We start from the raw sequence: 25,634 nt of genomic DNA on the forward strand, positions 1-25,634 counted from the left end.
CAGGCAGAGGGAGCATGAAGCATGACGGCCCAACCAGCTGATCACGGACTTCCCCGGCGGGTAGTCGTTACGGGCGGATCCTCGGGGATCGGTCTGGCCGTCGCGCGGCACTTCCTCATCGCCGGTGCCAGCGTCGGTATCATCGGGCGAAACCAAACGCGACTGGACGCCGCTGTGGCGGAATCAGGCCCGGCAGCGGGAAGCCGGCTTGCCGCAGCGTGCGCGGATGTCAGCGACGAACCACGAATCCAGGCAGCCATCGACGAACTCGCCGGAAAATTGGGCGGCATCGACGCCCTGGTCACGGCGGCCGGCGCGGAAGGCGAGATGGGGGCGGCCTGCGAGGACGTCACCGCCGATTCCTTCCGAGAAGTGCTCGATATCAATGTCACCGGCACTTTCCTGGCCGTGCGGCACACCCTGCCCCACCTCAAGCGCGCCGAGAACGCCAGCATCGTGATCATCGGTTCGGACTCCGGCTTCGTCGCCGTACCGGGAATGCTGGCCTACAACGCATCCAAAGGCGCGCTGGTCCAGCTCACCCGTGCCCTGGCCGTTGAGCTTTTCGACGCCCACGGCATTCGGGCCAACAGTGTGTGCCCTTCCATCGTGGACACACCGATGGCCCGCCGCGGCCTGGGCGTCGGCTCCTTCGCCGATGCTGCCTACCCCGTCCAGGCACCAGAGGACATCGCCTGGACTGTGGGATACCTGGCCTCCAGCCATTCGCGCGCGATCAACGGCGTGAACCTGCTCTCCGACTTCGGCTATACCGGCCGATCCTCCTTCCCCGCCTAACCAGCAGATATGAAAGGCCGGCCATGACCGTCCCTACCACCAACAGCCAGCAAGACGCCCTGTCAAAGAACTCCCTGGGAGTCTTCGGCGTCGCCTTCCTCGTCCTGGCCGCCGTCGCCCCCTTGACCGGCATCGTCGTGGTCACCGCGATCGGCATCGCCCTCGGCAACGGCGGCGGCATGGTCGCATCCTTCATCGCCGTGACGATTGTGCTGCTGCTCTTCGGAACCGGTTACGCCCGTATGTCGAGCGAGCTCGTCAACGCGGGCGGGTTCTACGCTTTCGTGCTCAGCGGTCTGGGCAGGCCGGCAGCGCTTGTCACCGGGCTCGTCGCCATGATCGGCTACAACTTCTTCGTTGCCGGCGCCGTCGGCACCATCGGCTTCTTCGCGCAGATCGTGATCGCACAGCTGACCGGATTCGACCTGCACTGGTACCTCTGGGCGATCATCTCTGTCGTCGCAGCGTTCGCCCTCAGCCGGAAGGGCATCGGCTTCAGCGCGAAGGTGCTCGGAGTCGCCCTCGTTTGCGAGGTGCTCATCCTCCTGGTCTTCGACTTCGCGGTGCTTTTCACCCACGGCTTCGACCTTGACGTATTCAAGCCCGAAATCGCCTTCACCGGCGCCGTGGGCATCGGCTTCCTCTTCGCCTCCAACGCCTTCGTCGGCGTCGAAGCCACCGGGCTGTTCAGCGAAGAGGCCCGGAATCCCAAACGCACCATCCCCCGCGCCACCTTCACCGCCATCGGCTTCATCGGACTCTTCGCGGCCTTCACCACCTGGGCCATCGTCAGCGCGACCGGCGCCGCCCAAGCCCAAAACACCGCCCTCGAGCACCTGGAGGCCGGAGACCTCGTCTTCTCGCTCTCCAGCACCTACCTCGGAGCACCGCTCACCAACGCGATGATGGCGCTTCTGCTGGTCAGCCTCTTCGCCGCGCTCATGGCCCTGCACAACTCGGCCACCCGGTACATCTACTCCCTCAGCCGCGCACGCATCCTGCCCCGGAACCTCAGCCGCACCCGCAACAACGGGGTTCCCGAGCGCGCCTCGATCGTGCAGTTCATTTTCGCCACCGCCGTCGCCGGCCTCTTCGCCCTGGCCGGACTCGATCCCATCATCTCCCTGGTGCCGAGCATGACCGGCTTCGGCACGCTGGGCATCATCACCCTCCAGCTGCTCGCAGCCCTCGCCATCGTCGTCCACTTCCGCCGCACCCGAGACCCCCGCCTGTTCTCCACCCTGGTGGCCCCGGGCATCGGCCTTCTCGGACTCACCGTGATCGTCATACTGGCCATCATCAACTTCCCGATCCTCGCCGGCTCCGACGCACCCGTCATCGCGTCGCTCCCGCTCCTGCTGCTCGCCGCGCTGGCCGGCGGGCTCCTCTACGCGGCTTACCTCCACCGGAAACGGCCCGACGTCTACGAAGGGCTCAACCACGACCTGGAACGCTTCGACGAAACCGAACAGGCGCAGACGGTCAGCTAACAAAGGGCGCAGAGGCACAGGTGCTAGTTCGAAATATCCGGCCAGGTCCGTCCGCTCCCCCAAATCCTGACACCTATCCCAGCACCCTTGATGCAGCACGCAAGAGAAGGAGACAGCATGACCGAGCATGCCCGCGCCGAGCTGATCGTTACCGGCGGCAGAATCTACACCAGCGACCCTGCCCGCGAATGGGCAGAAGCCATTGGCGTGGCCGACGGAAAGATCATGGCCGTCGGCACCAACAGCGAAGTACATGCCCTCGCCGGTGCTTCCACTGAAATCCTGGCACTGGACGGCGAACTGGTCCTGCCCGGCTTCAGCGACGGACACGCCCACCTGGGCCTGGGCGGCGGACAGGCCGCATGGGAACTGCCGATCCTGCCCACCGATTCCAAGCAGACCATCTTCGAGAAGGTCCGATCCTGGGGTGAAAAACTGGGCCCGGACGAGTGGATCATCGGCGGCATCGTCGGCGCCACCATCATGGACGAAATCATGAACACGGCCGATCTGGCCGCACTGGATGCCGCAGCCGGAGGCCGCCCCGTGCTGCTGCGCGACGATTCAATGCACAACCGCTGGGTCAATTCCCGGGCCATGGAAATCATGGAAGTACGCGCTGACACCCCCGACCCCGAGGGCGGCACCTATATGCGGGACGGCACCGGCGCCCTCACCGGGGTTCTGCACGAACTCGCATCAGCGGTGGCTGAAGCGGCGGCCGACGCCGCGGTCCCGGACCCGGACGCCCGCAACAAGGTCTCGTTGCGCACCGCGCTACGGACACTCAACTCTTTCGGCATCACCTCAGTGCAGGACGCCGCGACCATGGAGTACTCCTGGAAGGCACTCAACTCACTGGAAGCCGCCGGCGAAGTCACCGCCTGGGTCATCGGCTCGATGCCAGCCCGCAACTTCATCGAAGCAGGCGTCGTGGGCGAAGAACTGTTCCAGATCGCCGACGCCCACCGCAGCACCCACGTGCGCCCCGACTTCGTGAAATTCGTGCTCGACGGCATTCCGATGACCCGCACCTCCGCCATGCTCCGGCCCTACGTCTGCCATCACAGCAATGATGATCCGGGCTTCACCGGCGCCCCGCTCTGGACCCGGGACGAGCTGGTGGAGGCACTTGAGCTGTGCTATGAACGCGGGTACGGCGGGAAACTGCACGCCACCGGCGATGCAGCCGTCCGCCTGGTACTCGACGCCGTCGAGGACGTGCGGCGCAGGCTCGGCTTCGGCCCGATCTTCCAGATCGCCCACGTGGAATTCATCGAGCCGGCGGACATCGCCCGCTTCGCCGAACTGCAGGTGATTCCCGATGCGTCCCCGTACATCTGGTACCCCTCCGTCATCCAGGACAGCATCGCCAAACAGATCCCGAAAGAAACGGTCAACAGCAGCTGGCCCACGAAGGACTTGATCGAGGCCGGCGCCACGCTGGCCGCCGGTTCCGACTGGCCGTGCGCCCTGCCCTCACCCGACCCCTGGACCGGACTCGAAACCCTCATCACCCGGCGCAACCCCGACCCGGCCGTTAAAGGGGTGCTGAACGAATCCCAGCGCCTGAACGTGGCCGAAGCCATCGCCGCCTTTACCCGCAACCCGGCCCAAGCCATGGGCCTGGCCGATACCACCGGCATGATCCGTGAAGGCCTGTCCGCCGACTTCATCGTGGTGGACCGGAACCTGTTCGAAATCGACCCGGGCAGCATCCACCAAACCCGGGTCCTGCAAACGTACTTCGAAGGCCGGAAGGTCTACGACCGGTCCGCCCCGCTCACTGAAGACGCCAGCCAGGCTACGGCCGCGGACGAGACTTCAACATCGCTCTCCTCCTGACAGCACCCACACCACCCTGCACACGGCGAAGAGGACAAATTACATGGCAACACTGACCACCGCCGGACCCCGTACCGGATCCGACCGCGGCATCTACACCTATATCGGCGTCTTCTCGGCCGTTCTGAACACGGTCCTGCTGATCGCCCCGGTCATCGCCGGCAAGCTGGTCGAGCGGTACGGCGTGACACCGGTGGAGCTGGGCGCGCTGTTCTCCCTGGAGCTGGCGTCCTTCAGCCTGGCCTCGTTACCGGCCTTCCTGTGGCTGCACCGGATCAATCTGCGCACCGCCACCTACCTGTTCACAGGCCTCGTCATTGCAGGCAACATCGCCTCCGGCTTCATGGACAGCTTTCCGGCCCTGATGGGCGCCCGCTTCGTCACGTCGCTGGCCTCCGGGTCGATCATGGTCATTCTCCTGACCCTCAGCGGCCGGGCCTCCAACCCGAGCCGCGCCTTCGGCATCTTCGTCGTGGCCCAGCTGGCCATGGGCGCCCTGATTCTGGCCGTATTCCCGGCCCTGTATGCGGGCACCGGCGTGGCCGCCATCTACTGGACCCTGGCGGGTCTGGCGGCGCTGTGCCTGCTCGCGGTGCGCTGCATCGACGGTGACGCATTGCGCTCCCCCTCCCGGGCAAGGAACTATCCAGATGCGGATGCTGCCGCCCCGGAACGCGGCCGGACCAAAGTTCCGGCGCTTCGGCTGGTTCTGGGCCTGTCCGCGGTGCTGCTGTTCTACGTCGCGCTCTCCGGCGTCTGGACCTTCATCGCCCAAATCTCTGCGGCCGCCGGCATCGATCTGTCCGCCTCCAGCCTGGTGCTCTCCCTAGCCACCGTCGCTGGCATCATCTCCGCGCTGGTAGCCACAGTCCTGGGAGAAACCCCGCGGCGCAGAGCCTTCCTGCTGGCGGGCTATGTGGGCATGGGCATCAGCGTGGCCCTGCTGTTCGGCGCCCCGGGGCTGGTCCGATTTGCTGCTGCCGCCATCATCTTCAAGTTCGCCTGGACATTCATCCTGCCCTACCTGCTGTCCACCCTCTCCGATCTGGGCGGCGGGCACATCATGAGCACGGTCAACCTCGTCATCGGCACCGGCTTTGCCATCGGCCCCCTGCTCGGCGGCGCACTCATCCAATCCACAGGTGACTTCACCGGACTGCTGGCAGTAGCCCTCGCCGGCCTGCTGGCCTCGATGGCAGCCGTGACAGCAACCCAGCGGAAAGTAGCCTGACCGACCCTCGTGTAGGTGGCCTAACACCTATCATCGCTCCTAGGGTTGCCGTCCCATATCGGCTTCGGATCCGCGGCCAGGATTGCCGGCACCACCCCCAAGAAGGCAAAGCCGTTCAAGGTGACGCCATGCGGTGGACAATTCAGACCACAGGAGCATGCGAGATCGTGGTCCCGGCGATTCGGCGGACATGGTCCGGTCATCTCGTTGGTTGTCCCTCGAGCGACCGGCCCACCTGATCTGGCCATCGAATGCGGCCAGGACCGCTTCCACGGGGCAGGGACGTGATTGCCGCCATAGGTGACTGCCGTGCCCGAAGGACGACTTCGCGTCCTTCGGGCAGGTGGTGGTGCTGGTGCGTCCCTACGGAGAGGGTGTCATGCTTGAACGCCATGGCGAGCCCGCACCGAAGGACTTTGGACCCAATGGAATGTCCTCGTCATCTCGTCATCCCTAGTTTGTCGGCACTCTCTGGAGGATTGCGGCCGGCGGAATCTGGGCGTGGTTCGTGGCGGCTTCATAGCAGGCGGCCCAGCGGAGCAGTTGGGGGTCGCGGTGATGGTTGGCGGCGATCTGGATGCCAACGGGGAGGCCGGCGGAGAACCCGGCAGGCATCGAGATTGCGGGCAGCCCTGTTGCCGAAAGCAGGCAGGCCGACCGCATCCAGTCCAGATAGGTCTCCGAGGCGACCCCACGGATGCTTTGCGGATAGCGGAGAGCAGCGTCAAAGGGGAGCACCTGCGCTGTCGGGCTGATGAGCAGATCATAGTTCTGAAAGTACCTCCGGACAGCCTGCTGCAAACGCGTGCCTGCTGCCCGCGTCGCCAGAATTTCCCTCACATCCAGGGCCCAGCCCTTTTCGACGTTCCAGATGACTTCGGGCTTGACGAGTTCGCGATGCTGTTCGACCACCGGCCCGATGCCACCCGCGAACTCCAGCGCGCGTGTGTTGCCGAAGACGCGGTCGGCCTCACGGAAGTCGATCGTGGCCTCTTCGACAACAGCGCCGAGCGACTCGAAGACGGCAAGCTGCGCGTCGAAGACCTCGAGGACTTCCTGCTCCACGGGCACTCCGAGACCGAAGTCGCGGGTGAAGCCAACGCGGACTCCGCGCAGGTCAGCGGGAGTCTGCCGGGTGAAATCGGCGGCTTGGGCCGGTGCCTGAAGCTGGAGCTCTTCAGAGGGGCCGGCGACGGCTGACATGAACAGCCCGATGTCCTCTACCGTCCGAGCGATCGGACCCGTGCGAACGATCCAGGCCCAGGCATTCACCGGGCTGGGCATCGGGATGACTCCGAGCGACGGGCGGAAGCCCACAACGTTGCAGAATGAGGCGGGGATGCGCAGCGATCCACCCATGTCGCTGCCGTCGCCCAAAGGCTGGATGCGTGCGGCAACCGCTGCGGAAACGCCGCCGGAGGAGCCGCCTGCGCTCAGCGTTGGCGCATAGGGGTTGGTGGTTGTCCCGAAAACCTCATTGAAGGTGTGCGAGCCGGCGCCGAATTCCGGCACGTTGGACTTCCCCGTGGGGACGACTCCGGCGGCACGGAGCCTAGCGATGATGAGGTCGTCTTTGGCCGGCACATGGTCGGCGAACACCGGGGAGCCGTTCGTTGAACGCATTCCGGCCACCATATGCGTGTCCTTATGAGTCATGGGCAGCCCGTGCAGCGGGCCGAGGCTGCCGCCACGGGCCGCTGCATCATCGGCCTTGCCCGCCGCGGCCAGGGCGGCTTCAGCGTCGATGGTGACGATCGCGTTGATGGCCGGGTTCCGCTCCTCGATCCGAGCGAGGTGCGCTTCGGTGAGCTCCCGGGACGAAACTTCCCGCATCCCCAGCAGCCGGACCAGTTCGGCAGCCGTCAGGTCCATCAATTCCATCGGATTCTCCTTAACGCGGTGATTGGGCGGCGCCGCCAGTTGTCAACGACGAGCGGCTCGCCTGATCACTAGAAGCCCACGCTGTGTCAGCCGACACATTTCCCCAATAGTAGGCATTAATATGAAGGAAGTCGACAAGTTGTGCCGCAAAAAGAATTTACTTGCCATTAGAGCGCTTATGCGTGAACCTTAGTGACCAGTGAGCTGAGTCACTTCGAAAGGATCCACTCATGTTTCCTCTTACAACAAACACCGCCGTAGGGCACTCGACGGACATCGGAGCCATCGCGCAGTCTCCAATCCTGTGGATCTTCGCGCTCGGTGTGTTCGCCGTCATCTTTGTGCAATCGTTCATCTATGTGCGGGCGGCGAAGGCCGCAGGTCCTTCCGTCGGGATGGAACACCGCGAGCTGAACCAGGCTTTCCGCTCGGGAGCCATCGCTTCCATCGGACCGTCGCTGGCTGTGGTGATCGTGGCCATTGCACTGCTGGCGCTTTTCGGCACTCCGGCGGTCCTGGTGCGGATAGGGCTTATCGGCTCGGCGGCCACTGAGACAGCCTCCGCGGGCATCGCCTCCACGACCATGGGTGCGGTGCTTGGCGGCGAAGGCTATAACCAGCAGGTCTTCGCGGTCGCGTTCGCCGCCATGAGCATCAGCGGCGGGGCATGGATGCTGGCCACGCTGATCCTCACGCCCCTCCTCAAGCGCGGCGGCCATAAGCTGTCCCAGGTCAATCCGGCCGCCATGGCCCTCATCCCCGGTGCTGCTCTGCTGGGAGCGTTCAGCATGCTGACCCTCAGCGAGCTGCCCAAGTCCACCGTCCACGTGATCACCGTCGTCGTATCCGCCCTCGTGATGGCCGGGCTGCTGTTCGTAGCACGCAAGCTCAATGCGCACTGGCTCAAGGAATGGGCGCTCGGCGTCTCGATCCTTGTCGCCCTTGCCGTGGCCTTCGTGGCCCACACTGCTTGAAAGGAACACCTGATGAGCACTCTGCAAACCACCGTCTCCGCCGACCAGGGCATGGCGCGCTTCGAGCGCACCACCTCCCGATGGGGGCGCATCACGATGACCGCCGGACTGCTGCTGTCGCTGGCCGGGCCCGCCTACCTCGTATTCATCCTCGATCTGGGCGTGAGTGTGGACCAGATCCTCGGGGCCTATGCTGCGGTCGCGGCTACATTCCTGGTCTTCGCCCTCGTCGAACCGATCACGTACTTTCCGATCCTCGGCCAAGCGGCGATGTACCAGGCCTTCATGATCGGCAACATCTCCAACAAACTCCTGCCCGCCGCTGTCGTTGCCCAGAGCAGCATCGGGGTCAAGCCGGGCAGCCGTAAGGGCGACTTGGCTGCCGTCATGGCCATCTGCGGTGCCGCCACCGTCCACCTCGTCTCGTTGCTTGTTTTCGTCGGCCTGCTTGGCACCTGGTTGCTTTCGCTGATTCCTGCCCCGGTCACCGAAGTAGCCCGTCTCTATATTCTTCCGGCCATCCTCGGCGCCGTCCTCGTCCAGTCCATCGCGACGGTGAAGCAAGCACGCACCACGGCCGTTGCTGTGACGGCCAGCCTCGTCCTGCTCTTCGGCGTGCTCCCGCTGGTTCCTGCCCTGGGAAGCTTCGGGATCGCCCTCGCAGTCCTTGCGACAGTCATCCTGGCCTGGATGCTCCGCGCAAAGGGCGGCCCGGGAGCCGCCGATTTGCCCGCCGACGGAGTTGCCTGAGCTTGGTCCCGCTGCTGCCCGCCCTCCCCGGGGCGTGCATGGCGCTAGGCCGGGGGCCGCCGTCGTAAACGTCCCGCCTTCACAGCTGAAGGCGCGTTACCGGTAGAGTGCCCTAGGCACCAAGCTGGAGAGCCGTGCGGCAGGGCGAGGGAAAGCAGGACTCGACATGGACAACCTCGAGCTGCGGATCGTTGAGGCCTTGCAGATCGATGGCCGAGCCTCTTGGCGCAAAATCGCGTCCGCCCTAGGCGAAAACGAACGTACCGTTGCCCGCCGAGGATCGGAAATGCTCGCCTCGGGCGTCGTGTCCGTGGCTGCCATCCACCTGCAGCCGGCCTCCATACTTATCCGCGCCCGCTGTACACCGGGAACGATCGAACAGACCTTGGAGGCTCTGGCTTCCCGCGGCGACACCAGCTTCGTCTATGCCGTGACCGGTCCATCGGACGTCGTCGCCGAGCTCCTCACAACGCCCGAGGCAATGGGCCAGCTGATCACAAAAGACCTGCCGACCACGCCCGGCGTCGTGAACCTGGAAACCTATCCGGCCCTGAAGTTCTACCGGACTATCGGAGGCTGGCGGCTCGGAGTCCTCAGCGAGGCCGAAGCAGCGGCTATGGGATCTTCCGGCGGCTCCGACACGTTCCTGCTCGAGCCCATGGCGGAACTAGACCCCGCCGACGCGTCCATCCTGGAATGTCTGCAGGGCGACGGACGGATGGGGTTCGAGGAGCTCGGGAAGCGCGTCGGCCTCTCCGAAAGCACGGCCAGGCGCCGGGTGGAATCGTTGCTCTCGGCGCGGCAGATCCAGATTCGGGCCCTGATAGAACCGCGAAGTGCCGGCCTGCCGGTCGAGGCCCTCATTTGGTTCCGGCTGTCGCCGCAGCGCATCGCGACTGTCGCCGATTCATTAATGATGCACAGGAAAGTCCGGTACGCCGCGGTGATCGCCGGCGGTTATCAGCTGCTGGTCGATGTCACGGTCAAAAGCATGAATGAGCTGAACGAGTTCCTTTCCAACGCCGAATGGGTCGGCGACGTCGACGGTATCGAGACTTCACTCATCATAGGAGCCCGAAAACGCGGTGGCCGCGTCGTCCCGTTGTAGTTCCGGTCACTCCGGCGCGCGCCCTAGCTCTCTCCGGGCCCGCGGGCCGCTGGAGCGTGGCGAACGAGCACCCACAGCCCCAACGCCTTCCACTGTCGATCCAAAGAATTTGCGACACTACACCGCGCAAGCTCCTCGGGTACCGCCCGCGAGCCGACCAGGCTTCCTGCTCTTCAGGGCCCACACTACAAGCACTTCCCCCGGCGCCAGAAGATACTCCGCGGCGATCCACTGCCGATAAGGGCGCATATCACAGCGCTCAGGAAATGGCTTCAAGTCAAACGTCCCTCCAGGGAAGGGCCACCGGCACCTGCAGTGGGTATGGCCCGTCTCCTAACGGGGGGCCTGGCGAGTACCCGGGGCTATGGATCGGACGAACCTGGTTGCCATCGGGGAAAGGCCGATGCCTGGGTCCAAGCAATCCTTGGCTGATACGGATGGACCATGCCTACCGGGCCGGAACCCACCCGTCCCACTCTCCGGAACTACCAGCAAGCCGCACCTGACGTGGTTTCCAGCATGCCTGAAGCCGATCACGACGGATATGTCGGCGCATACAGATGTATTGAGAGTGGCCTGGCGGATAACGCCGATTGAAGTTGCTTCTTCCTCCCCTGGTCTTATGAGCCAACCTTGGGCTCATAAGACCAGGTGACTCCGAACGCCGGGCGTCCGGTATCTATTCGGGCCAGTCGGAGTTCTTGATGACCTCCACGAAGTCGCCGCGCTGGAAGCCCGGGACAAAGTGGGCGAGGACGTCGGCCTTGACGTTTCCGAAAGTGGTCTCCGGGCGGTCCTTGATGCCTTCGGTGAACGCGGCGAGGATGCCGTTCTTGAAGTCCGGACGCGGGTGTGCGGCGACCACGGCCTCGCGATCTTCGTCGGAAATGGCGTCGTAGCCAATGCCCAGGACATCCAGCTCAACGCCGCGCGTCACCAAGGCGATCTCGGGTGCCATGTGCAGCGGGATCTCGGGGGTGGTGTGCAGGGCGATGCCCGCCCAAACCAGGTCGGCCCCCTCCCCGGTGATGCCGTGCGAGTGCAGGAACCGGCGTGCCTCGTCGGCAGCATCGATCTCGAAGCGCTGGTCGGTGCGGCGATACTTCTCGGTCAGCCCGAGGTCGTGGAACATTGCGCCGACGTAGAGCAGCTCGGGATCGAAGTCCAGGCCCTGCTCGCGGCCGCGCAACGTGCCGAACAGGAACACCCGGCGGGAGTGGGCGAACACCAGCGGCGTGGCCGCCTCGCGCACCAGCTCGGTCGCCTCCCTGGCCATGGTGTTGTCAGGGATCTGCACGCCTGCGATGGTTTCAGCCACCTTGTTTCCTTTCGTTGAGGACAACTGCCCCTCCCACTCTCGCCCGCCACGCTACGCTGGTGCCATGTCCATACGGCCACGAAAACCACAGATCCAGACATGATGCAGCGGGTTGGCTTTGTCGTGTTCGACGGCGTCACCATGCTCGATGTCAGCGGCCCGGGCGAGGTCCTGCACCAGGCAGTCCTGGCCGGACGCCCGTACACGCCGGTCCTGGTTTCGCCGCGCGGCGGCAACGTCGCCACCTCGTCCGGGCTGGTGCTGGCCGGCACTACAGCTGCGGCCGACGCCGGCACCCTGGACACCGTGGTGGTTGCCGGCGCCGCCCGCCTCACCGAGCCCTACCTCGACGACGAACTGCTGGCTACCGTTCGCAGGGTCTCCGCGGGCGCGCGGCGGGTTGCCTCGGTGTGCACCGGGGCTTTCGTGCTGGCCGAACTCGGCCTGCTGGATGGGCGACGGGCGACCACCCACTGGCGGCATGCCCGGACACTTGCCGCAAGGTATCCACAGGTGCAGGTCGAGCCGGACGTCATCCATGTCCGCGACGGGCGGTACATCACCTCGGCCGGTATCACAGCCGGAATCGATTTGGCGCTCTCCCTGGTGGAGGACGACCACGGAGCGGATGCGGCCCGCGCCATCGCCCGCGAGCTGGTCGTGTTCATGCAGCGCCCGGGCGGGCAGTCACAGTTCTCTACCGCGTTGGAAACGCCGCCGGCACGCAGCAGCCTGCTTCGGTCGCTGACCAACGCGGTCCACGCAGACCCGGCGGCCGAGCACAGCCTGTCCACCATGGCAATGGCCGCAGCGGTCAGTCCACGACATCTGACCCGCCTGTTCCAGGCCGAACTGGGTACCACGCCGGCCCGCTGGGTGGAGCGTGTCCGCCTAGACCGCGCCCAGCAGTTGCTCCTCGACGGGCACAGTATCACCGCGGCAGCCCGGCACAGCGGCTTCGGCAGCGACGAAACCCTCCGCCGCGCCTTCGCCCGGCACCTGGCCATCACACCGACCCAGTACCGGGAACGCTTCACCACCTCCAAACCGCCCCACACCCGCGGCGTCTCAAGGATCAAAGCTCACCGAGCGAGCGAACATGGCTCCTAAGATGACGGGGGCAAGCCCGAAGGGGCTGCCGATAACGGCGCACATGACCGCTGCAGGAGAAGCGTTGAAGCGTGCGGGTCGGCATAAAAGTCCGGAAGTCTACCGACTGTTTCCGCCAGCGGGTCAGCTACACGAATTGCTGGGACCGATGAGTCGTTTGCTGAACCTTTGTCCCGTTTGCTCATATCCGAGGTGGGAGTAGAAGGCGTGGGCTGCCGTGCGGTGGGTAGCCGAGGTGAGGACAGTCCGTGCCGCGGCGTTCCCACTGGCCCAGCTCTCGAAGACGTCCACCAGGCGCCTACCGAGACCGGTCCCCTGAACGGTAACGTCCACGACAAGAGCGGTGAGATATGCTGCCGGTTGGTCCTCGATGGGAAAAACCATGTGGCCGACGGCGAGGCCCAGCATAGTGCCGTCATCCCCCTCTGCCACCCACACCGCATACTCGGGATGAGACAAGAGCCGTTCCAGACGAGGTGTCAGCGCAGCGACGGGGTTGGAGTATCCAAGCTGATCCAGAAGTGGAACCAGCCGGGCGGCGTCTTCGGTGGTACTCAACCTGATGCGCACGAGACCATGCTATTCATACCTCGGGTGGCTGGAGCCCCCTCTGCGCCTATGAATAAAGGAGCCGACCCCTAGCGCCGATAACGGCGCGCACGGCTGGTGTGCCGGGCGCCGTATTCTCATGGGCGCTGGTCGCCGGGGTTGGATGGGACACAGCCGCTTGTCTTCAAGTACTTGAAGTTCCTATCGTTAATGGAGTGAGCGCAACAAGCATCCAGCACACCTACTCAATCAAGGAGGCCGCGGCGCTGACCGGGCTGCCGGCCAGCACGCTGCGCTACTACGAATCCATCGGCGTCATCACCCCGATTCGCCGCGGCGCGAGCAGCAAACATCGCGTCTACACGAACGAAGACCTGGACCTCCTGACCTGGGTGTCGTGCCTCAGCGCGACGGGCATGTCGGTCGCCGACATGCGCCGCTACCTCGCGAACAGCGCCCTCGGGCCGGCCGCTGCCCCGGAGCAGATCGAGTTGTTGAAGGCGCAGCAGGAGCGGTTGGAGGACGAAGCGAGGTCCATCGCCCTGCGCAAGCGGTACGTCGCGCTGAAAATCGACTACTGGCGGGCGATGCAGGACGGTGACGGTGCCAAGGCCGAACAGCTCTCGGACGAGGCACGCACGCTGGCCGACGACCTCAAGAAAACAAGGAACCAGTAACCAACACGCCCATGAGATCGCGGACCCCACCGGTCCGCCGGTCCGGCGTGCCCAAAGACAGGGAGGAACCGACATGAAGCTCACCCGAAGCGGGGGCCAGACCGCCAGTGGCCCCGAATCATGGTTCACCGGCACCGTCTTTATCGATGGAATACGCAACCCCGACAAGCAATCAGCGGTCGGCTGCGCGCACGTCCGCTTCACGCCGGGCGCCCGCACCGCCTGGCACACCCACCCCAAGGGCCAGACCCTGTACGTCACGGACGGCATCGGCTACGTGGCCCGCCGTGGGGGCCAAGTGCAGGAAATCCGGCCCGGCGACGTTATCTACATCGAACCCGGCGAGGAGCATTGGCACGGTGCCACCGCCGACCGCTTCATGGCCCACGTCGCCATCCAGGAAGCCGACGACCAGGGCCAGGTCGTGACGTGGGGCGAACACGTCACCGACCACGAGTACGGCCTGCCCACCACAGCGACCAACTGACCACCCTAGAAGGAGACAACCCATGACCACCACCGTAAACGCCTACGCCTCCCCCTCGCCCGACGGGGCCCTTGTCCCCACGACCATCGAACGCCGCGAAGTCGGTCCCCGCGACGTCCTGATCGAGATCAAGTACGCCGGCATCTGCCACTCCGACATCCACACCGTGCGCGGGGACTGGGGGCCGCAGCCGTACCCGCTGGTGCCCGGGCACGAGATCGCGGGCATCGTCACCGAGGTCGGATCCGAGGTGACCACGCACGCCGTCGGCGACCGGGTCGGCGTGGGCTGCATGGTCAACTCGTGCGGGGAGTGCAGGAACTGCAAGGCGGGCGACGAGCAGTACTGCCTCAACGGGATGGTGGGCACCTACGGCGCCACCGACCGCGACGGGACCATCACCCAGGGCGGGTACTCCACCCACGTCGTCGTCACCGAGGACTTCGTGCTCCGGATCCCCGAGGGCATCGACCTCGACGTCGCCGCTCCCCTTCTTTGCGCCGGTATCACCACCTACTCGCCCCTGCACCGCTGGGGCGCCGGACCCGGCAAGAAGGTCGCCGTCGTCGGCCTCGGCGGTCTTGGCCACATGGCCGTCAAGATCGCGCACGCGATGGGCGCCGAGGTCACCGTTCTCTCGCAGTCCCTCAAGAAGCGTGAGGACGGGCTGCGCCTGGGCGCGGACCACTACTACGCGACGAGCGACGAAGCCACGTTCACCGAGCTGGCCGGTTCGTTCGACCTCATCATCAACACGGTCAGCGCCCCGGTCGACGTCAGCGCCTTCCTGGGACTCGTGACCGTCGGCGGGGCCATGGTCAACGTCGGCGCGCCCGCGGAGCCGCTGCCGGTGAACGCGATGGCACTCATCGGCGGCCGCCGCTCGTTCGCCGGTTCCATGATCGGCGGCATCCCCGAAACCCAGCAGATGCTGGACTTCTGCGCCGAGCACGGCATCGGCGCAGAGATCGAGGTCATCCCCGCCGACAAGATCAACGACGCCTACGAACGCGTCCTCGCCTCGGACGTGCGCTACCGCTTCGTCATCGACACCGCCACCCTCAGCTAGCGGCGGCCAAACCGGGGCGTGGCGGCTCCTTGCCGCCACGCCCCGCCCTCCGCCGGAACCGAAGCCGCAACGGATCAACACGCGAAGGACCACCATGAACCTCGACGATCTCCTACGGGCTCTGAACGCCGGCCAAACCATCACCGGGGACTCGCCCTTGCATCAGGTCATGCATGCCGCCAGCCAGGAGGCGCTGCGCATCACCGGCGAACTCAATGGCCGGTACCAGGAACCAGTACGGGTGCGGGAGCTGTTGGCCCGGCTCACCGGCAGGCCCGTCGATGAGTCCGTCACCGTGTTCCCACCCTTCTACTCCGACTTCGGGAAGAACATCACGCTCGGAAAGCGGATCTTCATCAACTCCGGGTGCAAATTCCAGGACCAGGGAGGTGTGGTCATCGGGGACGACTGCCTGATCGGGCACAACACAGTGCTGGCCACCCTCAACCACGACCTCGAGCCATCCCGCCGCGCAGACATGCACCCAGCCCCGATCACCATCGGCCGCAACGTGTGGATCGGGTCGAACGCCACCGTCCTGCCGGGAGTGATCATCGGCGACAACGCCGTCGTCGCGGCAGCATCTGTCGTGACGAAAGACGTGCCCGAAAACGCCATCGTCGTGGGCTCGCCGGCCAGGGTGGTGCGCTCGCTAGCCAGCTGAACGCGCTTTGGCACTCGGTTGCGGCAGGCGCTCATCTCCGGCAGCGACATCCTTGCAGACGGCGGAGTCACCGCGTCCTGGTTCTACGGGCCACTCAAATCCCGCCCGGTCGGTAACCCTCACGCCGGCTCACAGAGGGAAGCGTCCAGTCCTCGCCCATCACCCAAATACTGCTAATGGCGCATATGTAGCACTGAGGAGTGGGGCCCGTCCGAGAGAAGCCGGCACGGATTTTGGAAGTCTGCCAATGCGGCGATCGGGACGCATTAGTGTCGAGGAAGCCCTCCCCCCGCGCCGTCCGCTCGTGGTCAAATGGGAGGGTTAGACCGGCTGCCCGAGTCCGACCGCGGCCTCGGCCATAGGGAAGGAAGCCCATGACCGATCGACAGGAACATCCCCCGGTCCCCACGCCGGGAAGCGCCCAGGGTCTGGACCGCAAGGTTGAGGGCGGGTGCCCGGTCGCCCCTGGGAGCGTGACCTCGCACGGCAGCGAGAGCGAGAACCCGGCGATCGACTCGCCGCAGCCCAAGGCTCACCGGCCGCGGACTGTCGCGGACTGGTGGCCCAACCAGCTCGACCTCTCCGTGCTCCACGCCCACCACCCGGCAGGCAACCCGCTTGGCCCCACGTTCAGCTATCGCGAGGAGTTCCAGAAGCTCGACGTCGAGGCACTCAAGCAGGACATCATCCAGGTCCTGACCACCTCCCAGGACTGGTGGCCCGCTGACTTCAGCCACTACGGCGGTCTGATGATCCGGATGAGCTGGCACGCCGCGGGCACCTACCGCGTCCACGACGGCCGCGGCGGCGCGGGGGACGGCAGCCAGCGGTTCGCGCCGCTGAACAGCTGGCCCGACAATGCAAACCTCGACAAGGCCAGGCGCCTCCTGTGGCCGGTGAAGCAGAAGTATGGCCAGATGCTCTCCTGGGCCGACCTGCTTGTCCTCGCAGGCAACGTCTCCCTCGAGTCGATGGGCTTCAAGACCTTCGGTTTCGCCTTCGGCCGCGAGGACGTGTGGGAGCCGGAAGAGATCTTCTGGGGGCCCGAGGACACCTGGCTGGGCGACGAGCGCTATATCGGCGAGGGCACGATGGCCGCCGAGGTCGGCTCGACGGAAATGGGCCTGATCTATGTCAATCCCGAGGGTCCCATGGGCAACCCGGATCCCAAGCTCGCGGCGACGTTCATCCGCGAGACCTTTAAGCGGATGGCGATGAACGACGAGGAAACCTTTGCGCTCATCGCCGGCGGACACACCTTCGGCAAGACCCACGGCGCAGCCGACGCCGACGAACACGTGGGCCCCGAGCCCGAGGCCGCAAACCTGGAGGCCCAGGGTCTGGGCTGGCTCAGCACTTACGGGACGGGCAAGGGCAGCGACACGATTACCTCCGGACTCGAGGTCACCTGGACGGACCGGCCGACGGAGTGGAGCAACCGCTTCCTGGAGATCCTGTTCGAGCACGAGTGGGAGCTGGTCAAGAGCCCCGCCGGCGCCAGCCAGTGGGTGGCCAAAGACGCCCCGGAGATCATCCCGGACGCCCACGACCCGCAGAAAAAGCACCGGCCCACTATGCTCACCACGGACCTGTCGCTGCGCTTCGACCCGATCTACGAAAAGATCGGGCGACGGTTCCTGGAGAACCCGGACGAGTTCGCGCTGGCGTTCGCCAAGGCCTGGTACAAGCTGCTGCACCGCGACATGGGTCCCGTTGGCCCGCACATGCTCGGGCCGTGGATCCCGGAGCCGCAGCTGTGGCAGGACCCGGTCCCCGCGGTGGACCACGAGCTGATCGGTGAGCAGGACGTCGCCACGCTCAAGGCCCAGCTCCTGGACGCCCTGTCCGTCCCCCAGCTGGTCAGCACGGCTTGGGCCTCGGCCTCCACCTTCCGCAAGACCGACAAGCGGGGCGGCGCCAACGGAGCTCGTATCCGGCTGGAGCCCCAGCGCAGTTGGGAGGTCAACCAGCCCGAGCAGCTGGCCGGTGCCCTGGAGGCCCTGGAGGCGGTGCAGCAGCGGTTCAATGCCGCCCAGGACGGCGGCAAGAAGGTGTCGTTGGCTGACCTGATCGTCCTCGGCGGCTGCGCCGCGGTGGAGAAGGCAGCCCGGGACGCCGGCTTCGACGTCACGGTTCCATTCCGTCCCGGCCGCACCGACGCCTCGCAGGAGCAGACCGACGTCGAGTCGGTCCAGTACCTGCAGCCGCGGGCAGATGGATTCCGCAACTACGTCCGTCCGGGCGAGAAGCTCCAGCCAGAGACCCTTCTGGTCGACAAGGCGTACCTGCTGGACCTCTCCGCGCCGGAGATGACGGCGCTCATCGGTGGCATGCGCGCCCTAGGCGCCAACGTCGGCGGCGCCGCCCACGGCGTCCTCACCGACAGGCCACAGGTCCTAACGAACGACTTCTTCGTCAACGTGCTCTCGCCAGGCACCCGGTGGAAGGCGTCGGAGTCCGAGGAGAATGTCTACGAGATCAGCGACGTCGCCACCGGCGAGCTGAAGTGGACCGCCACACCGGTCGATTTGGTCTTCGGCTCCAACTCCCAGCTCCGCGCGCTGGCAGAGGTCTACGCGAGCGACGACGCCGGGGAGAAGTTCGTCAACGACTTCGTGGCGGCCTGGGTGAAGGTCATGGAGCTCGACCGCTTCGACCTGCGCTGACCGAGGCATCCGGGCCGGCTCCAGATGGGGCCGGCCCGGAGCCGCCGGCCGACGGCGTCCAAAGGGTCGCAAACGGGGCGCGGCTACTCCCGGTCCGCGCCCGTGAAGGCGAGCACCGCCGTCGTACCCGCAAGCACGGCCAGGACGCCGGCGAAGGCCGCCAAGCCGCTCCAGCCGAACCGCACGAAGAACAGCCCGCCGGCCCAACCGAACAGGCTCGAGCCGGCGTAGTAGAAGAGGTTGTACAGGCTGGAGGCCTGGGACCGGCCGACTTCCGCCAGCCGAGGGGTCCAGCCGGAGGCCACCGAGTGGGCCGCGAAGAAGCCGCCGGTGAACACCAGCAGTCCCAGCAGGACCACCGGCAGCAAGTCGGAGAGCGTGATGGCCAGCCCGCCGAGGATCACCGGGATGCTGACCAGCAGCACGCGCAGCCGCCCGAAGCGGACGGTCAGGCCGCCGGCGAGCCGGGAGGACACGGTGCCGGCGAGGTAGGCGAGGAACAGCAGGCTCGCCAGCGAGGCCGGCAGGTTGAACGGCGGCGCCTCCAGCCGAAAGCCGAGGTAGTTGTAGACGGCCACGAAGCCGCCCATCAGCAGGAAGCCCTGGGCGTACAGCGCCAGCAGCCGCGGGGAGCGCAGGTTGGCGAGGATGCGGGCCGGCAGCCCGGGCCCCTCGCCGCGGACCAGCGGCCGGAAGCCGCGCGGCGCCGGGGCCAGCCGGACGAAGGCGAACGCGGCCAGCGCGGCCAGGATGCTGACGGCGAGCACGCCGGCACGCCAGTCCCAGAGTTCGGCCAGCGGCCCGGCCACCAAGCGGCCGGTCAGTCCGCCGATCGTGGTGCCGGCGACGTAGGTCCCGGCGGCCACCGCCGCGTGCAGGCGCTGGATCTCCTCGTTCAGGTACACCAGTGCCACGGCCGGAATCCCGCCGAGCGCGGCGCCTTCCAGGAACCGCAGCCCCAGCATCGCGGGGAACCCGGGTGCCAGCGGCAGCAGCAAACCGAGGACGACGGCGGCGCTGATCGCCCAGGTCATCGCGCGTTTGCGTCCGCACCGGTCCGCGATCGCCGACCACGGGATGACCGCGAGCGCCAGGCCGATCGTGGCTGCTGAGACGCTGAGGGCGGCGTCCGCGGCGCTGACCCCGAATTCGCGCGCGATGCCAGGCAGCACCGCCTGCACCGAGTACAGCTGGGCGAACGTCGCGAGTCCGCCGAACAGCAGCGCCAGCAGCATATTCCGGTAGGCCTTGCTGCCTTTGGGATGCCCCTGCCAGGTCCGCTGGTCTGCTGAAGTCACGCCTTCGATGCTAGCTTTTTCCGCGCGGGGCTCCTCACCGGCGCACGACACTGCCGGAACTTCGGCTGCGCATCACGTCAGGCGGTGACGGAGTGCTCGGGCAGTTTCGCCGGCTCCGGTCCGGCGCCGCTTGGGTTGTCCCAGCGTTGGGCCCCGAGGGTCTCGACCAGTTCAGCGAGGCTCTCCCGCAGTCCCTCGACGCCGGTCCCGGCCTCGGCCTCAAGCTCGGCTTCGATGCCGGCGGCCTTGGTGTAGGCGCCCTCGCCCTGGGGGCTCATGCTGACGAGGATCGTCCTCCCGTCGGAGGCATCGGGCTCGCGGAGGACGAGTCCCTGCCCCTCCATCCTGTTCAAGGTGGCCCCCAGCGTCTGCGGCTGCAGGCGGAGGTTCTTCGCGAGCCCGGCCTGCGTGTTCCGTCCGAGCTGGTCCAAGGTGGCTAGAATCCGCAGGCTGGCGTGGGTGAGGCCGAGTTCCCGCAAACGCTCGTTGTAGCGGTTCTCCATGAGTCGGGCGGCCGTCAGGAGCAGCTCGGCAGACGACCTGTCCAAACCGGATGTCGAGGTCATGACTGTCTGCGCTCCTTTGCCGTGTTCGCCTGCCGTACTTTCCCCATTATCCGCCACTTCTCTCGGCGAGCGGACAAAACCCCGAAAATAAGACTACTTAGCAACTTTTAGGACCGCCGTGCGGGTCATACCCGGTACACTGGAAGGGCAATATCGTTATGCAATAGACAGATTTCGCACTACGGAAAAGGAGTCATTGTGACCCAGCTTCGCCCCGGAGATCCCGCACCCGCCTTCACCCTCGAGGACGCCGTCGGCGGCAAGGTCTCGCTGGCGGACTATGCCGGCCGTAGCGTCGTCGTCTACTTCTATCCGAAAGCCGCGACCCCGGGCTGCACCACCGAGGCCTGCGACTTCCGCGACAACCTGAACTCGCTCCAGGCGGCCGGCTTCGATGTCGTCGGCATTTCGCCGGACGAGCCGGAGGCCCTGCGGGACTTCAGCACGGCGGAATCCCTGACCTTCCCGCTGCTCTCGGACCCGGACTTCGCCGTCGCCATGGCCTACGGCTCCTACGGCGAGAAGGAATTCAACGGCAAGAACTTCACGGGGACGCTGCGCAGCACCGTCGTCGTCGATCCGGAAGGCAAGGTCCGCCTCGCGGAGTACAACGTGGATGCCAAGGGCCACGTGGCCCGGCTGCGCGAAGAGTTGAGCGTGACGGCGTAAACTAGTCAGCGCACTCGCACGCGTTTGAGGCCCTTCCCACTGTGGGGAAGGGCCTCATTCAGTTATGGCCTAAGACGTCAGGCCATTCCGCGGCGCAGCAGACGGCCGGCGGGGTGTTCGCCGTCGACCTCCGTCCCGCGCAGGAAGGTTTTGCGTACGACGCCGGAGAGCGCCTTTCCCTGGTACGGCGTGAGGGGATTCTTGTGCTTGAGCTTCTTCGCATCCACCACGTACGTCTCATCCGCGGCGAAGACGGCGAAGTCCGCGTCGAAGCCGAGCGCCAGCCGGCCCTTGCGGGCGAGCCCGGCCAGGTCGGCAGGCCTGCTGGACATCCACGCCACCACCTGTTCCAGCGGCAGTCCGCGGCGGCGCCCCTCGGTCCAGATCAGGGACAGGCCGAGCTGCAGCGAGGCGACGCCGCCCCAGGCCACGCCGAAGTCCCCGTTTTCGAGGTCCTTCAGGTCCAGCGTGCTGGGCGAGTGGTCGGAGACGATGCAGTCGATGATGCCGTCCTCGAGCCCCTGCCAGAGCAGCTCGCGGTTGGAGGCCTCGCGGATCGGCGGGCAGCATTTGAAGGCGGTGGCGCCGTTGGGGATTTCCTCGGCCAGCAGCGTCAGGTAGTGCGGACAGGTCTCCACGGTCAGCCGCACGCCGTCGCGCTTGGCAGAGGCGATCATCGGCAGCGCGTCGGAAGATGAGAGGTGCAGGATGTGCGCGCGGGCACCGGTCCAGCGGGCCCGCTCGATGACCTCGGCGATGGCGACGTTCTCCGCGCCGCGGGGGCGGGAGGCCAGGAACCGAGCGTACTGGTCCCCCTCGGCGTGCGGCGCCCGCTCGATGGCCCGGGAGTCCTCCGCATGCACGATCATCACCGAATCGAAGCCCTTCAGCTCCGCCATGTCCTTTTCCATCTCGTCCGCATCCAGCGGGGGAAACTCGTCCACCCCGGAGTGCAGCAGGAAACACTTGAAGCCGAAGACGCCCTCGTCGTGCAGCGGCCGCAGGTCGCCGAGGTTGCCCGGCACGGCGCCGCCCCAGAAGCCGACGTCCACGAAGGCCTGGTCTTTCGCGGCGGCCCGCTTCTCCTCCAGCGCCGGCACATTGACCGTGGGCGGAATGCTGTTCAGCGGCATGTCCAGGATGGTGGTGACCCCTCCGGCCGCCGCGGCCCGGGTGGCCGAGGCGAAGCCCTCCCACTCGGTGCGGCCCGGTTCGTTGACATGCACGTGCGTGTCCACGAGCCCGGGGATCAGCGTTTCCTCCGCGGCGAGCTCGATGGTCCGCCGGCCGCGCAGGCCGTTGCCGAGGGGCTCGAGCGCGCGGATGGTCCCGTCGAGCACGCCCACCTCGCGGGCGGCGATTCCCGCCGTCGTCATGATCCGCTCCCCGCGGATGACCAGATCGAACTCAGGCTCGGCGGCCATGGTCAGGCTCCCTTCACGGTGCTCAGCAGGCCGGCCTCCGCGGGCCGGCGCTTCCCCGGCAGGGCCGCGGCGGCCCTGCCTTCCTTCAGTATTGCGGCGATCGCCGCTCCTGTCTGCTCCAGCAGCTGCGGCGCGGACGCCATGCACTGCTGCACGTCGGGCTCCAGTTCCAGCAGTTCGAAGGTGCCGGATATGCCGGCGGCCCGCAGGCGGTCCTCGGGCAGCAGGTTCCGGCCGCAGACCGCGAAGACCTGCGCGCCGGCGGCAGCGGCTGCCTGGGCAACGCCCACCGGCGCCTTGCCCTCCAGGGACTGTCCGTCGAGGCTGCCTTCGCCGGTGATGACCAGCTGTGCGCCCTGCACTTTTGCGTGCAGCCCGGTCAGTTCCATCACGACGTCGATGCCGCGCCGGCGACGTGCGCGCAGCACCGCGAGGGCGGCGAAGCCCACTCCCCCGGCGGCGCCGGCGCCCGGGAACACCGCCGCGGCCTTTGTCCCCGCGCCCAGCTCGGCGGCCAGCACCTCCACGACGCGGCCCAGGGCGGCATCCAGCAGCGCGACGTCCTCCGGTGCGGCTCCCTTCTGCGGACCGAAGACCGCGGCGGCGCCGTTGTGGCCGAGCAGCGGGTTGTCGACGTCGGAGGCCAGCACCACCGAGGTCCGGTCCAGCCGCCCATCCATGCCGGAGAGATCCACTGCGGCGAGCCGCGCCAAAGCCGCGCCCCCGGGCGGAAGCTCCGTCCCGGCGTCGTCCATGAACCTTGCGCCCAGGCCCTGCAGGAGCCCCGCGCCGCCGTCCGTGCACGCGCTGCCGCCCACACCGAGGACGATCTCGGTGCAGCCGGCGTCCAGCGCCGCCCGGATCAGCTCGCCGGTGCCGCGGCTGGTGGCGGCCAGCGGCCGGAGCAGGCCGCCGGGCAGCACGTCCAGCCCGGACGCCGCGGCGAGTTCGATCACGGCGCGGTGCCCGTCCACGGCGAACGCCGCCTCCAGCGCCTCGCCGGTGGGGCCGGTGACGATGGCCCGGTGCCGGCGGTATCCGGCGCTGACCGCGGCCTCCACGGTGCCCTCGCCGCCGTCCGCGACGGGGACCTTGATGACCTCCAGCTCCGGGTCGGCCGCCAGCAGCCCGCGTTCCAGCGCGGCGGCCACCTCCGGCGCCGAGAGCGAGCCCTTGAACTTGTCCGGCGCCAGCACGACCTTCGCGCCTGCGCCCTTGGCTGCTTCCACGGTCAGTCCAGCAGCGCGGTGATGGCGGTCGGAGCGTCGACGCCGCGGGCGGCCAGCTCCTCGAACTCCGTCACGTTGTCCAGCTCGGTGCCCATCGAAATGTTGGTCACCCGTTCCAGGATGACCTCCACGATGACCGGCACCTTGTACTCGGCCATCAGCGCGCGGGCCTTGTCGAACGCCGCGGCCAGGTCCTCGGGGTCCTCGACCCGGATGGCCTTGCAGCCGAGCCCCTCGGCCACCTTGACGTGGTCCACGCCGTAGCCCGCCGCGGTCGCCGACAGGCCGGCGGAATTGACGTTCTCGAAGGCCAGCGACACGTGGTAGTCCATCTCGAAGCCGCGCTGGGACTGGCGGATCAGGCCCAGGTACGAGTTATTGACCACCACGTGGATGTAGGGCAGCTGGAACTGCGCGCCCACGGCCAGCTCCTCGATCATGAACTGGAAGTCGTAGTCACCGGAGAGCGCCACCACGGTCTGCTCCGGCTTGCCGCGGACCACGCCCAGGGCGGCCGGCGCGGTCCAGCCCAGCGGCCCGGCCTGGCCGGCATTGATCCACCGGCGCGGGCCGAAGACGTGCAGCAGTTGGGCGCCGGCGATCTGGGACAGGCCGATAGTGGACACATAGGTGGTGTCTTCGCCGAAGGCCTTGTTCATTTCCTCGTAGACGCGCTGCGGCTTGATCGGCGCCTCGGTGAAGTGGGTCTTGCGCTGCAGCCGGCCCTTGCGGCGCCCGCACTCCGCGACCCAGGCACGATAGTCCGGCAGCCGGCCCGTGGCCTTGCGTTCCCGGGCCACCTCCAGCAGGACGTCCAGCGCGGCGCCGGCGTCGGAAGTGATACCCAGGTCCGGGGCGAACACGCGGCCGATCTGCGTCGGCTCGATATCGATGTGCACGAACTTGCGGCCCGCGGTGTACTTCTCCACCGAGCCGGTGTGGCGGTTCGCCCAGCGGTTGCCGATGCCGATCACGAAGTCGGAGGCCAGCATCGTCTCGTTGCCGTAACGGTGCGAAGTCTGCAGCCCCACCATGCCTGCCATCAGCCGGTGGCTGTCCGGAATGGCACCCCAGCCCATCAGCGTCGGGACCACCGGCACGTTCAGCAGCTCGGCCAGCTCCACCAGCCGCGAGGAGGCGTTCGCGTTGATGATGCCCCCGCCGGCCACGATCAGCGGGCGTTCCGCGGCCGTGAGCAGGTCCAGCGCCTTCTCCGCCTGGATGCGGGTGGCCCGGGGCTTTTCCACCGGCAGCGGCTCATAGGCGTCGATGTCGAACTCGATCTGCGCCTGCTGCACGTCGAACGGCAGGTCCAGCAGCACCGGACCGGGGCGGCCCGAGCGCATCAACTGGAACGCTTTCTGGAAGGCCCCCGGAACCTGTGCAGGCTCGAGCACGGTCATCGCCATCTTGGTCACCGGCTTGGCGATGGACTCGATGTCGACCGCCTGGAAGTCCTCCTTGTGCAGCTTCGCCACCGGCGCCTGCCCGGTGATGCACAGGATCGGAACCGAATCCGCCCAGGCAGCGTAGAGGCCGGTGATCATGTCCGTACCGGCGGGGCCGGAGGTGCCGACGCAGATGCCGATGTTGCCGTCCGCGGCGCGGGAGTAGCCGTCCGCCATGTGCGAGGCGCCCTCGACGTGGCGGGCCAGCGTGTGGCGGATGCCGCCGTGGGCGCGCATGGCGGAATAGAACGGGTTGATGGCCGCGCCCGGCAGGCCGAACGCCTCGGTGGCGCCCTCCTTGGCCAGGATGGCGATGGCAGCGTCAACGGTGCGCATCTTGGGCATGGGATTCTCCTTGGAACGCATCAAGTGCCCGCGGTGGG

22 protein-coding genes are annotated in these 25,634 nt (G+C 66.9%); 14 read left to right on the plus strand and 8 right to left on the minus strand.

What is annotated here, in order from left to right:
• Positions 1 to 21: 21 nt before the first annotated feature.
• From OC550_RS15925 to OC550_RS15940, 4 genes are all read left to right on the plus strand, one after another.
• The gene (locus tag OC550_RS15925) at positions 22 to 798 is read left to right on the plus strand and encodes an SDR family NAD(P)-dependent oxidoreductase (RefSeq protein ID WP_262106892.1); all 777 of its coding nucleotides are present in this window, start codon (positions 22 to 24) and stop codon (positions 796 to 798) included.
• A 23-nt stretch (positions 799 to 821) separates the two neighbouring features.
• A complete protein-coding gene (locus OC550_RS15930) occupies positions 822 to 2,288 on the plus strand; it encodes an APC family permease (protein ID WP_262106893.1) in 1,467 nt (488 codons plus the stop codon).
• Between the two features lie 117 nt (positions 2,289 to 2,405).
• Positions 2,406 to 4,133: an amidohydrolase gene (locus tag OC550_RS15935; protein ID WP_262106894.1), complete on the plus strand. Its 1,728-nt coding sequence runs from the start codon at positions 2,406 to 2,408 to the stop codon at positions 4,131 to 4,133.
• 43 nt (positions 4,134 to 4,176) lie between these two features.
• The gene (locus OC550_RS15940; protein ID WP_262106895.1) at positions 4,177 to 5,364 is read left to right on the plus strand and encodes an MFS transporter; all 1,188 of its coding nucleotides are present in this window, start codon (positions 4,177 to 4,179) and stop codon (positions 5,362 to 5,364) included.
• A gap of 453 nt (positions 5,365 to 5,817) precedes the next feature.
• Here the strand turns inward: OC550_RS15940 and OC550_RS15945 are convergent, their stop codons facing one another.
• Positions 5,818 to 7,245, minus strand: a complete 1,428-nt coding sequence (locus OC550_RS15945) for an amidase (RefSeq protein ID WP_262106896.1) — start codon at positions 7,243 to 7,245, stop codon at positions 5,818 to 5,820.
• 230 nt (positions 7,246 to 7,475) lie between these two features.
• Here OC550_RS15945 and OC550_RS15950 point away from each other — a divergent pair, with 230 nt between their 5' ends.
• The 3 genes from OC550_RS15950 to OC550_RS15960 all read left to right on the plus strand — a co-directional run bounded on the left by OC550_RS15950 (position 7,476) and on the right by OC550_RS15960 (position 10,077).
• Entirely contained in the window at positions 7,476 to 8,219 is a 744-nt protein-coding gene (locus OC550_RS15950; protein WP_262106897.1) for a DUF5058 family protein, read from the plus strand.
• Between the two features lie 12 nt (positions 8,220 to 8,231).
• Positions 8,232 to 8,969: a hypothetical protein gene (locus tag OC550_RS15955; protein ID WP_262106898.1), complete on the plus strand. Its 738-nt coding sequence runs from the start codon at positions 8,232 to 8,234 to the stop codon at positions 8,967 to 8,969.
• 166 nt (positions 8,970 to 9,135) lie between these two features.
• On the plus strand, positions 9,136 to 10,077 hold the full coding sequence (locus tag OC550_RS15960; protein ID WP_262106899.1) for an Lrp/AsnC family transcriptional regulator: 942 nt from the start codon (positions 9,136 to 9,138) through the stop codon (positions 10,075 to 10,077).
• Between the two features lie 679 nt (positions 10,078 to 10,756).
• On the opposite strand, the gene OC550_RS15965 is transcribed toward OC550_RS15960, so the two are convergent.
• Positions 10,757 to 11,395, minus strand: coding sequence for an HD domain-containing protein (locus OC550_RS15965; RefSeq protein ID WP_262106900.1), 639 nt, complete (start codon positions 11,393 to 11,395; stop codon positions 10,757 to 10,759).
• Positions 11,396 to 11,494: 99 nt separating this feature from the next.
• Here OC550_RS15965 and OC550_RS15970 point away from each other — a divergent pair, with 99 nt between their 5' ends.
• On the plus strand, positions 11,495 to 12,505 hold the full coding sequence (locus OC550_RS15970) for a GlxA family transcriptional regulator (RefSeq protein WP_262106901.1): 1,011 nt from the start codon (positions 11,495 to 11,497) through the stop codon (positions 12,503 to 12,505).
• A 123-nt stretch (positions 12,506 to 12,628) separates the two neighbouring features.
• Here the strand turns inward: OC550_RS15970 and OC550_RS15975 are convergent, their stop codons facing one another.
• Positions 12,629 to 13,075 carry a GNAT family N-acetyltransferase gene (locus OC550_RS15975; RefSeq protein ID WP_262106902.1) on the minus strand — a complete coding sequence of 149 codons (447 nt, stop codon included), beginning with the start codon at positions 13,073 to 13,075 and terminating at the stop codon, positions 12,629 to 12,631.
• Between the two features lie 194 nt (positions 13,076 to 13,269).
• On the opposite strand from OC550_RS15975, the gene OC550_RS15980 reads away from it, so the two are divergent.
• The 5 genes from OC550_RS15980 to katG all read left to right on the plus strand — a co-directional run bounded on the left by OC550_RS15980 (position 13,270) and on the right by katG (position 18,617).
• Entirely contained in the window at positions 13,270 to 13,731 is a 462-nt protein-coding gene (locus OC550_RS15980; protein WP_262106903.1) for a MerR family transcriptional regulator, read from the plus strand.
• A 73-nt stretch (positions 13,732 to 13,804) separates the two neighbouring features.
• The gene (locus tag OC550_RS15985) at positions 13,805 to 14,218 is read left to right on the plus strand and encodes a cupin domain-containing protein (RefSeq protein ID WP_262106904.1); all 414 of its coding nucleotides are present in this window, start codon (positions 13,805 to 13,807) and stop codon (positions 14,216 to 14,218) included.
• Between the two features lie 22 nt (positions 14,219 to 14,240).
• Positions 14,241 to 15,287: an NAD(P)-dependent alcohol dehydrogenase gene (locus tag OC550_RS15990; protein ID WP_262106905.1), complete on the plus strand. Its 1,047-nt coding sequence runs from the start codon at positions 14,241 to 14,243 to the stop codon at positions 15,285 to 15,287.
• 94 nt (positions 15,288 to 15,381) lie between these two features.
• Entirely contained in the window at positions 15,382 to 15,951 is a 570-nt protein-coding gene (locus OC550_RS15995) for a DapH/DapD/GlmU-related protein (RefSeq protein ID WP_262106906.1), read from the plus strand.
• 374 nt (positions 15,952 to 16,325) lie between these two features.
• The gene (gene katG / locus OC550_RS16000) at positions 16,326 to 18,617 is read left to right on the plus strand and encodes a catalase/peroxidase HPI (RefSeq protein WP_262106907.1); all 2,292 of its coding nucleotides are present in this window, start codon (positions 16,326 to 16,328) and stop codon (positions 18,615 to 18,617) included.
• A gap of 83 nt (positions 18,618 to 18,700) precedes the next feature.
• Here katG and OC550_RS16005 read toward each other — a convergent pair whose 3' ends face one another.
• Both OC550_RS16005 and OC550_RS16010 read right to left on the minus strand, forming a co-directional pair.
• Positions 18,701 to 19,924 carry an MFS transporter gene (locus OC550_RS16005; RefSeq protein WP_262107186.1) on the minus strand — a complete coding sequence of 408 codons (1,224 nt, stop codon included), beginning with the start codon at positions 19,922 to 19,924 and terminating at the stop codon, positions 18,701 to 18,703.
• A 68-nt stretch (positions 19,925 to 19,992) separates the two neighbouring features.
• Complete coding sequence (locus OC550_RS16010) at positions 19,993 to 20,481, minus strand: MarR family winged helix-turn-helix transcriptional regulator (protein WP_262106908.1); 489 nt, start codon at positions 20,479 to 20,481, stop codon at positions 19,993 to 19,995.
• A 198-nt stretch (positions 20,482 to 20,679) separates the two neighbouring features.
• On the opposite strand from OC550_RS16010, the gene bcp reads away from it, so the two are divergent.
• A complete protein-coding gene (gene bcp / locus OC550_RS16015) occupies positions 20,680 to 21,150 on the plus strand; it encodes a thioredoxin-dependent thiol peroxidase (RefSeq protein WP_262106909.1) in 471 nt (156 codons plus the stop codon).
• A 77-nt stretch (positions 21,151 to 21,227) separates the two neighbouring features.
• Here bcp and allB read toward each other — a convergent pair whose 3' ends face one another.
• Genes allB through gcl form a run of 3 tightly spaced genes read right to left on the minus strand, consistent with a single transcriptional unit; the run spans position 21,228 to position 25,596 of the window.
• A complete protein-coding gene (gene allB, locus OC550_RS16020) occupies positions 21,228 to 22,574 on the minus strand; it encodes an allantoinase AllB (RefSeq protein WP_262106910.1) in 1,347 nt (448 codons plus the stop codon).
• A 2-nt stretch (positions 22,575 to 22,576) separates the two neighbouring features.
• Positions 22,577 to 23,803: a glycerate kinase gene (locus OC550_RS16025; protein ID WP_262106911.1), complete on the minus strand. Its 1,227-nt coding sequence runs from the start codon at positions 23,801 to 23,803 to the stop codon at positions 22,577 to 22,579.
• A gap of 2 nt (positions 23,804 to 23,805) precedes the next feature.
• Positions 23,806 to 25,596: a glyoxylate carboligase gene (gene gcl / locus OC550_RS16030; RefSeq protein WP_262106912.1), complete on the minus strand. Its 1,791-nt coding sequence runs from the start codon at positions 25,594 to 25,596 to the stop codon at positions 23,806 to 23,808.
• Positions 25,597 to 25,634 lie beyond the last annotated feature (38 nt).

The organism is Arthrobacter sp. Marseille-P9274 (assembly GCF_946892675.1).
GTDB lineage: Bacteria > Actinomycetota > Actinomycetes > Actinomycetales > Micrococcaceae > Crystallibacter.